Genomic DNA, 7,954 nt, shown 5'->3' with positions numbered 1-7,954 from the left:
CCGCTCGCCGAGGAGGGCCCGGCCACTCCTCGACGAGCGGTGACAACGCCTACCGTCCGCTATCGGTATCGGCCGGTTGGCCGGAAGTGGCCGGCGGCCGGCGCAGATGCCGGACGAAGAACCGGCCCGCGGCGTCCCCCGCCCAAGGCGGGACGCCGGTGTGCCCGCCCATGTTGGCGTGCAGCGACTTCTCCTTGGAGCCGAAGGCGTCGAACAGGTTCAGCGCCGCCTGCCGGTCGTTCTCCTCGTCGTCCCACTGCAGCAGGACATGCAGCGGAATGGTGACCTTACGGGCCTCTTCCAGCGTGGCGCGGGGCACGAAGCTCCCGGCGAACAGACCGGCGGCCAGGATGCGGGGCTCGACCACCGCCAGCCGGACCCCGATTGCGATCACTCCCCCGGAGTACCCGACCGGGCCGCCGATCTCGGGCAGCGCCAGCAGGGCGTCCAGAGCGGCCCGCGTCTCCGGGACCACCTTGTCCACCAGCGGGAGGATGAGCCGGTCGATGATCTCCTCGCCGACCGGCCCGCCGGCGTCCAGCGCCCGGCGCAGGTCGGCACGGGCCTGCTCGGCGTCGGCCCACCGGGGCCGGTCACCGCTTCCGGGCATCTCGATGGCGGCCGAGGCGAAGCCTTCCGCCGCGGAGTGCCGGGCTCGGGCCACCAGCCGGGGGTACATCCTCTTCAGCCCGCCCTGGTGCCCGAGGAGGATCAGCGGCACCGGCGCGGACGCGGACGCCGGCCCGGGCGTCCACAGGATGCCGGGGATCTCGCCGAGGGTGAATTCGCGTTCGAGGACGCCGTCGTCGAGACGTCGCTCAGAGGTGAAACGCATGGTCGTGCCTTTCGGGAGTGCGCTTGAACGGCGCTCCCGGACGACCTATCGCCCGACCGTGACCCCAGAGGGGAGCACCCATGTCGAAATAGCGTTCACGGGTACCACCTCCTCGTTCTCTGGCACGGCCTCCGGAAAACTAGCAGCGCCCGCCCTGCCCCGCCAACAGGTTTTCGCCAAGACCCTCGACCGGATGACAAGCACCTGACCGAAGCACACCCGGCCTCACCGGCCGGCGATGCCCGGCTCGGCACGTCGACGTCGGGAAGAGAGCAGCGACCTGAGTTAGACTAAGTCAAGTTAGACTAGGTACATGATGAGTCCGAAGCCACCCGAGGTCTTCGACCGGACGGCGGAATGGCGTGACCTGACCGATTTCGTGACCTCCGACACCCCGGGATTGCGGATCGGCGTGGTGTATGGGCGGCGCCGACAGGGCAAGAGTTTCCTGCTCCGCCGGCTCGCTCGCGCCGCCTCCGGCCTGTACTCCATGGCCGTCGAGCAGGAGGCACGTCCGGCACTGCGGCGATTCACCGACGCGGCGGCCCGGGCCGAAGGTCGGGCACCTGGCGCGTACGGCGCGGAGAACTGGGAGACCGCACTCGACGAGGCGCTGCGACGTCACCGGCTGGTCGTCATCGACGAGTATCCCTTCCTGCTGGGCAACGCCCCCGAGCTTTCCTCCCTCATCCAGTCCCTCTACGACGAGTGGGACTACCGTGCCGACGGATCCACCGGCCGGCTGCTGCTCTGCGGCTCGGCCATCTCGGTGATGTCCGAGCTGCTGTCGGGTACCCGCCCGCTGCGCGGCCGGGCCGTACTCGACATGTGTCTCAAACCATTCAACTTCCGGGATGCCGCGGCGTTCTGGCAGGTCTCGGACCTGGACCTGGCCGTCCAGCTGAACGCGATCTTCGGTGGCACGCCGGGCTACCGGGCCCTCATCGACCAGCCGTCCCCGGAGCGCGTGGCCGACCTCGGCCCGTGGCTGGCGCGCACCTTGCTCAACCCCGCGCATGCCCTGTTCGGCGAGAACGACTACCTGTTGCGCGAGGATCCGCGCATCACCGATCGGGCGCTGTACCACTCGATCCTCGCCGCGATCGCGGCCGGCGCGGGCACACCGGCCCGGATCGCCCGGGTCATCGGCCGTCCCGACCGGTCGCTGGCTCATCCGCTTTCAGTACTGCGGGCGGCGGGATTCGTCCGGCCGGTCCACGACGTACTTCGCCAGCGCGGCACCCAGCTCACTCTGATGGACCCGATCGTCCGCTTCTACACCACCGTCATGTGGCGCCGGCTGGACGACCTGGAGGAACGCCAGGCCGAGCAGGTATGGACCGCCTCGGCGGAGACCTTCCACCGGCAGGTGCTCGGTCCGCACTTCGAGGACCTGGCCAGAGAGTGGACGGCCCGCTTCGCAGCCGATGAATGTCTCGGCGAGCCGGTGGGCGCGGTCGGCCAGACCGTGGTCAGCGATCCGGCCGGCCGGGCGCAGCACGAGGTGGACGTGGTCGCGCTCGCCGCCGGCGAGCCGCTGTTCGCGAAGAACGCCCGGGTGGTCCTGCTCGGGGAGGCCAAGTACACCGGCGAGCAGCGCACCCTGCGCGACCTGCGCCGCCTGGAGCACATCCGCGCCCTGCTCGGTGGACGCGGCGTCCGCGCGGACACCGCCGCACTGGCGATCTTCTCCCGGACCGGCTTCGACCACGCCCTGCGCCAGGCCGCCGCCGGCCGTCCCGACGTCCACCTCATCGGCCTCCCCGAACTCTACGGAGCTCACCCGATTCCCTGATCACGCTCGGAGCCGTATAGCCTCGTCCGCTCCGGCAGCGGTGGCCTCAGGTGTTGGTGGTGGTTCGACTGGTGTCGGGGTTGCGGGTGGTAAGGCGCCAGCAGGCCCAGACGGTCTTGCCGGGCCCGTCAGCCGGTCTGGTCACACCGTGCTCGTGGACGAGGGCGGCGACAATGGACAGGCCGCGGCCGTGTACGGCGTCCAGGCCGAGGGCGAGGCGGCGTGGCTGGTCCGGGCCGTGGTCGGTGACGCGGATGCAGAACCGATCGGGCGCCGCCCACAACGAGAGCCTGATCGGCGGCTCGCCGTAGCTGACGGCGTTCGCCAGCAACTCCCCCACGACGAGAACCGCGTCCTCGGCCAGATGGCCAAGGCCCCAGCCGCCCAGCACGTCGCCGGCGAGCCTGCGGGTCTTCCCGATCACCCGGCAGGTCCCAGCAGACCGTACGCAACCCATCCGGCGTTCCGATCATCGATGCTCCCTTGGCGGCAATTGAGGTATGTCCGGCTTCCGGACCAGGCCACGTACGTTCGAGCGAGCTGGATGAGGAGGACCGTTCCGCTTCGCGTATCAGGTCATGGAGTTCGTTCGCGTCCCGCGCCTCGATCAACGAGGTGGCGACCATCCGTGACATGGCGGCGGCGTAGAAGCGGCGAGCACCGACGGCGTACCAGATGGCCCATCCGGGTTCAGATCGGTCCAGGCTCCGCGTACCGGCTCTTTCGGCGGGATCCCATGATCTTGGCGGCACGTCCACTGTCGGGATGCCCTGCCGATGTCGACCCGATCTGCCGCCTCTCTGCCCCATGGCCGCCTCCGTACGTGCGCGCTCTCGACATGAGCCACGCTGACCGCCTGTAGTTGCTAGGCTCCAGCGGGTAGCGACCGATGGATATCACTGAAATACAGGTCTGCATATTGGATTCCCGCAGTCGATCTAGGAAAGGTGGGCGATGGGGGCCACACATAGCCCGAGCATCCGCGGACGGCAATTGATCAACGAGCTGAAGCGGCTGCGGGAAGGTGCCCGGCTGATTCAGAGCGACGTCGCACAACGCTTGGAATGGCACCCGACCAAGGTCTTCCGTATCGAAACCGGACGAACCAGCCCCCATCCGAATGACGTTCGCGCCATGCTGGATCTCTACGGCGTCACGGACCGACAGATACGCGAAGCGCTTCTCTCCCTGGCCCGAAACGCCCGCAAACGTGGTTGGTGGTACCCATATCGCGATGTACTGCCCAGCCACTACGAGGTGTACATCGGACTCGAATCCGAAGCGGCATCGATCCGCACCTTCGAACTGGCAGCGGTCACCGGCCTATTGCAGACCGAGGAGTACGCCCGCGCCCTGATGGTCAGCGGTCCCCAGGAACTGGAGCAGGAGGAGATCGAGCGCCGCGTCGAGGTGCGGATGACCCGCCAGCAGATCTTGCACAAGCCTGACAGGCCGCAACTATGGGTCATCCTGGACGAGGCGGTGTTACGACGTCCGGTCGGGGGGCGCGGTGTACACGTCTCTCAGCTGCGACATCTACTGGATGCGTCGAATGCGGCGAAGACGACGATTCAGGTGATCCCCTTTCACCTGGGAGCCCATCCAGGAATGATAGGCCCCTTCACGCTGCTCGACTTTCCCGAGCCGGCCGCGGCCGACACCGTCTACCTGGAGACGATCGCTGGAAACCTCTATGTAGAAGACCTGCAGGAGGTGCGGAACTACGGGATAGCTTTTGATCACTTGCGAGCCGAAGCACTTAATGTCCGAGAAACACGAGATATGATCAATAAAGTGCTACGAGAAGTAATGTGACCGGCGCAAGGAGGTCCGAGGGTGTCCAAGCATGAGTTGACCACCGCCTCGTGGCGGAAGAGCACCCGCAGCCAGCAGAACGGCGCGTGCGTAGAGATCGCCCAGGCCAGATCGGTCGTCGCCATCCGCGACTCCAAGAGTCCGGACGGCCCGGTGTTGATCCATGGACTGGACGACTGGCGCGCGTTCGTGCACGGTCTCAAGACCGGCACTCTCGACTGATCGTCCCGCTGCTCGGCCCATGGTGTGTCACGGCCTCCGGTGCCGCCTGCTCGCCAAGGTGGCGCCGGAGCGGGAGACCGGCCCCTCTTTCTAGATCACTACAACTCTTGATGTCTTCAAGAGTTGTAGGTACAAAGGGATGGTGAACGAGGAGACGGCGGAGGACGTGTTCTTTCGCGAGCTGGTGGGCATCTGCGCCGAGCTGCGGCAGGCCTTCCCGCGGCACGTGGGCATGAGCCGCCATCGGGTGCAGATGCTCGTCCGGCTGCGGCGGAACGGCGAGACCCGGCACAGCGACCTGCGCGAGCGGTTGGGCATCGACGGGGCGAGCGTCACCCGGCTGGTCAAGGAGTTCGAGGCCGAAGGGCTGCTCGGGCGCCGCGTCGACCCGGCCGACAACCGCTACACGCTGGCCGTGCTCACCCCGGCCGGCGACCGGGCCGCCGCCGAGCTGGAGCGATCACATCAGGCCTACCAGGAACGGCTGTTGGCCGGCATCACCGCGCAGGACCAGGAGACCGTGCGGGACGTCCTCCGCCGCCTCCGGACGAACATCACCGACCAGGAGAGCCGATGACAGACGACGTGCGAGCCGTGGCCCGGCGCATGTACGCGGCGTTCAACGCCCGCGACCATGCCGCCGCCGCGGAGATCTTCACCGCCGACTTCTACAGCCATCCGCTGGGGACCACCGGCCCGGAGAGCGTCACTCGAGCGTGGCAGCGGCTCCACCAGACCCACCCGGCCGTTCGGGTCCAGGTCGAGGACATGATCGTCGAAGGGGACACCGTGGCCGTCCGGACCAGCGTGCACGGCGTTCCCGGCGAGCGCCCCCCGACCATGCTGGAGATCTTCCGGCTGCGTGATGGGCGCATCGCCGAACTATGGGGCCTGTCGTCGCTGCGACGCGACCCCTGAGCGTGCCGGGCGGCCCTCGTCCGGATCAGGCGGGGGTGAGAAAGTGCCCGTCGGCGCGGACGGCCTCGCCGGTGATATTGGTGTTCGCGGCCGAGCAGAGGAAGACGATCAGCCGGGCCACCTCGTCGGCCCGGGTGACCTCCCGGGTGGCGGCCGCCGCCCGGGCCTGCTCGATCATCGACTCGGGCACCGGCTTGCCCTCCGGGGCGAAGCCCGGCATCACCACGTTCGTCAGGATGCCCGTCGCGGCCAGCTCCCGGGACATCACCTTGGTCAGGCCGTGCAGCCCGGCCTTGGCCGCGACGTAGGAGACGTTGCCAGGGAAGCCGTCCGCCACCAGGCCGGTCGACACGTTCACCACCCGGCCCCAGCCCTGGGCGCGCATGTCCGCCAGCACCGCGCGCGCCAGCAGGTACGGCCCCACCAGGTTGGCCTGCACCGATTCGGTGAACCGGTCGGCCGGTGCGGTCTCGAACAGCTCGCCGGGCGCCGGCCAGGACGGCCAGCGGACCGCGTTGTTCACCAGCACCTCCACCGGGCCCAGCTCCCGCCGCACCCGGTCCACCACGGCCGCCGGTCCGGCCGGGTCCGCCAGGTCCAGCGGCACCGCCACCGCCACCCGGCCGGACCGCGCCGGCGAGCCGTTCGCTCCACCGGCGACGACCGCCGAGCCGTGCAGGCTCTCCGCCTCGGCCACCACCTTTCCGGCGGCCTCCTGGCCGGTGTGATAGGTGAGCGCCACCCGGGCGCCCTCGGCCGCGAAGGCCAGCGCCGTCTCCCGGCCGATCCCCGAACTGCCTCCGGTGACCAGCACGACCTTGCCCGCCAGGCCCAGTTCCATATCCGCTCCCTGATCCTCATGACCGCGTGAAGGCGCGCGCCGGGCCGATCCGGCGGCCGCCTGCCGCCCGCGCCGCCCGGCGCTCGTCCACCCTCCCCGCCAGGCCCGCGGGCGGCGAGCCGTTGGCAGTAACCTGCCAACCCGGCCGCGCCGCCGGCCGGGTGGCGGGCGCGACTCCGCGTCATGCGGGTGACGGGCTGCGCCTCGCGGTAGGCGCGGAATTGCCCGCGCGCCGGGCCGGACGCAGAATGTGCGGTGATGACGGAAATCCGGCCGCCGAGCCTCGACCGCTCCTCCCGCGTGGAGGGCGGTCCTGACCTGGACCGGAACGTCATGTTGCGCGGAGAACGGGAACTTGCCGAGCGCGCGGGCCATCTCTTCCATGGCGCGCGGCGCGAGTTCGTCTGCGCGGCCACCACCCTGCGCACCTGGCCGGTCCCGGGGGAACCCGGCCCGCTGCGATCCGATGTGAGCGGGCCCGTGGTACGCAAGCTGTTCAGCCCGCTGGCGCTCGCCGACGAGGAGTCCGAACGGCATCTCGCCGAGGTGGCCGCTCATGGCGTCCAGGTGCGGATCTGCACGTCCCGGCCACCGCACGAGACGATCATCGTGGACGGCCGGGTCGCCATCCTCGCCGGACCTCGTGACCAGGGCGTCCGCACCTACACGGTCGTCCGCTCGGCGGAGGTGGTCGGTGGCATCGCCTCGCTGTTCCGGACGGCCTGGGACGCCGCGACCGACCTGGCGGACTTCCGGCGGGACCGGCATCCGGCGCTCACCTCCGACCACCGGCGCATCCTGGCGATGCTGGCCGCCGGGCAGAAGGACGAGGCGGCGGCCCGCGAGCTGGGCGTCTCGCTGCGCACCTACCGGCGGCGGGTGGCGGAGCTGATGCGCCTGCTCGGCGCCCGCTCCCGTTTCGAGGCCGGCCTGCGCGCCGGCGGCCTCACCTGACCACGGCCCCAAAGCGGCGTGGCGATCCGCGTTCGGCGTGGTGAGCGGGAGACGTGATGCGGGGCTACTGCCGATGATTTCACGGCGGCGGCGGCTGCGGGCCGGGCCGGGGCCGTGCTCTCCGCGCTTCCATGCGGCGTCACCGCGGTGGTGTGAATCGTTCGCGGGAGGTTCATTCATCGGAGTCCGATGTCATCGCCGGGCTTTCGCGGCTACGGCGGAATCTTGGCTCTCCGGCCTTCCATTTACTGGCTTGATATTTTGTTTTCGGCACTCTTCACGGAATCCGCGAATTCCGTTTTCGATTTCAGTCCCAGGTGGTGCCGGGGGTGCGGGAGAAGGAATCCCAGGTGGTGCCGGCGCTGCGGGAGTCCCAGGTGGTGCCCGCGGTCCGGGAGAAGGAGTCCCAGGTGGTGCCGGCGGCGCGGAGGGCGGTGGCGGTGGCGTTCATTTCTTTCCTCATTTCCGGGGAGTCGGTGTTTCGTCCTTACACCATTAACTCTCCGGCATTCACCGCCTCCGGAACAGAGAAAACGGCGGCAGCAAGCTGCACGCGGATGACCGCTTCCTGCCA

The 7,954-nt window shown here is 69.3% G+C and carries 10 protein-coding genes; 6 read left to right on the top strand and 4 right to left on the bottom strand.

Going from position 1 to position 7,954, the window contains the following annotated elements; translation table 11 throughout:
• Window positions 1-49: 49 nt before the first annotated feature.
• The gene (locus Sru01_RS34815) at window positions 50-835 is read right to left on the bottom strand and encodes a dienelactone hydrolase family protein (RefSeq protein WP_203995088.1); all 786 of its coding nucleotides are present in this window, start codon (window positions 833-835) and stop codon (window positions 50-52) included.
• A gap of 313 nt (window positions 836-1,148) precedes the next feature.
• Between Sru01_RS34815 and Sru01_RS34810 the strand changes: the two genes are divergently transcribed.
• A complete protein-coding gene (locus Sru01_RS34810) occupies window positions 1,149-2,630 on the top strand; it encodes an ATP-binding protein (protein WP_203995085.1) in 1,482 nt (493 codons plus the stop codon).
• A 46-nt stretch (window positions 2,631-2,676) separates the two neighbouring features.
• On the opposite strand, the gene Sru01_RS34805 is transcribed toward Sru01_RS34810, so the two are convergent.
• Window positions 2,677-3,054, bottom strand: a complete 378-nt coding sequence (locus Sru01_RS34805) for an ATP-binding protein (RefSeq protein WP_203995081.1) — start codon at window positions 3,052-3,054, stop codon at window positions 2,677-2,679.
• A gap of 569 nt (window positions 3,055-3,623) precedes the next feature.
• Here Sru01_RS34805 and Sru01_RS34800 point away from each other — a divergent pair.
• From Sru01_RS34800 to Sru01_RS34785, 4 genes are all read left to right on the top strand, one after another.
• Window positions 3,624-4,445, top strand: a complete 822-nt coding sequence (locus Sru01_RS34800; protein WP_203995079.1) for a helix-turn-helix domain-containing protein — start codon at window positions 3,624-3,626, stop codon at window positions 4,443-4,445.
• Between the two features lie 21 nt (window positions 4,446-4,466).
• Entirely contained in the window at window positions 4,467-4,667 is a 201-nt protein-coding gene (locus tag Sru01_RS34795) for a DUF397 domain-containing protein (RefSeq protein WP_203995077.1), read from the top strand.
• 142 nt (window positions 4,668-4,809) lie between these two features.
• A complete protein-coding gene (locus Sru01_RS34790; RefSeq protein ID WP_203995075.1) occupies window positions 4,810-5,244 on the top strand; it encodes a MarR family winged helix-turn-helix transcriptional regulator in 435 nt (144 codons plus the stop codon).
• On the top strand, window positions 5,241-5,585 hold the full coding sequence (locus Sru01_RS34785; protein ID WP_203995073.1) for an ester cyclase: 345 nt from the start codon (window positions 5,241-5,243) through the stop codon (window positions 5,583-5,585). Before Sru01_RS34790 ends, Sru01_RS34785 begins: the two co-directional genes overlap by 4 nt.
• 25 nt (window positions 5,586-5,610) lie before the next feature.
• On the opposite strand, the gene Sru01_RS34780 is transcribed toward Sru01_RS34785, so the two are convergent.
• Window positions 5,611-6,426, bottom strand: a complete 816-nt coding sequence (locus tag Sru01_RS34780; RefSeq protein ID WP_203995071.1) for an SDR family NAD(P)-dependent oxidoreductase — start codon at window positions 6,424-6,426, stop codon at window positions 5,611-5,613.
• A gap of 258 nt (window positions 6,427-6,684) precedes the next feature.
• On the opposite strand from Sru01_RS34780, the gene Sru01_RS34775 reads away from it, so the two are divergent.
• Complete coding sequence (locus Sru01_RS34775) at window positions 6,685-7,380, top strand: helix-turn-helix transcriptional regulator (RefSeq protein ID WP_203995056.1); 696 nt, start codon at window positions 6,685-6,687, stop codon at window positions 7,378-7,380.
• Between the two features lie 307 nt (window positions 7,381-7,687).
• Here the strand turns inward: Sru01_RS34775 and Sru01_RS34770 are convergent, their stop codons facing one another.
• A complete protein-coding gene (locus Sru01_RS34770) occupies window positions 7,688-7,831 on the bottom strand; it encodes a hypothetical protein (protein WP_203995053.1) in 144 nt (47 codons plus the stop codon).
• Window positions 7,832-7,954 lie beyond the last annotated feature (123 nt).

This window comes from Sphaerisporangium rufum, assembly GCF_016863395.1.
Lineage (GTDB): Bacteria > Actinomycetota > Actinomycetes > Streptosporangiales > Streptosporangiaceae > Sphaerisporangium > Sphaerisporangium rufum.
Note: the sequence above shows the minus strand (reverse complement) of the source record. Positions and strands in the feature narration are given on the sequence as shown.

Coding starts and splice junctions, on each gene's coding strand:
- Sru01_RS34815 (WP_203995088.1), bottom strand. CDS start 835: ATGCGTTTCACCTCTGAGCGACGTCTCGACGACGGCGTCCTCGAACGC.
- Sru01_RS34810 (WP_203995085.1), top strand. CDS start 1,149: ATGATGAGTCCGAAGCCACCCGAGGTCTTCGACCGGACGGCGGAATGG.
- Sru01_RS34785 (WP_203995073.1), top strand. CDS start 5,241: ATGACAGACGACGTGCGAGCCGTGGCCCGGCGCATGTACGCGGCGTTC.
- Sru01_RS34780 (WP_203995071.1), bottom strand. CDS start 6,426: ATGGAACTGGGCCTGGCGGGCAAGGTCGTGCTGGTCACCGGAGGCAGT.
- Sru01_RS34775 (WP_203995056.1), top strand. CDS start 6,685: ATGACGGAAATCCGGCCGCCGAGCCTCGACCGCTCCTCCCGCGTGGAG.
- Sru01_RS34770 (WP_203995053.1), bottom strand. CDS start 7,831: ATGAACGCCACCGCCACCGCCCTCCGCGCCGCCGGCACCACCTGGGAC.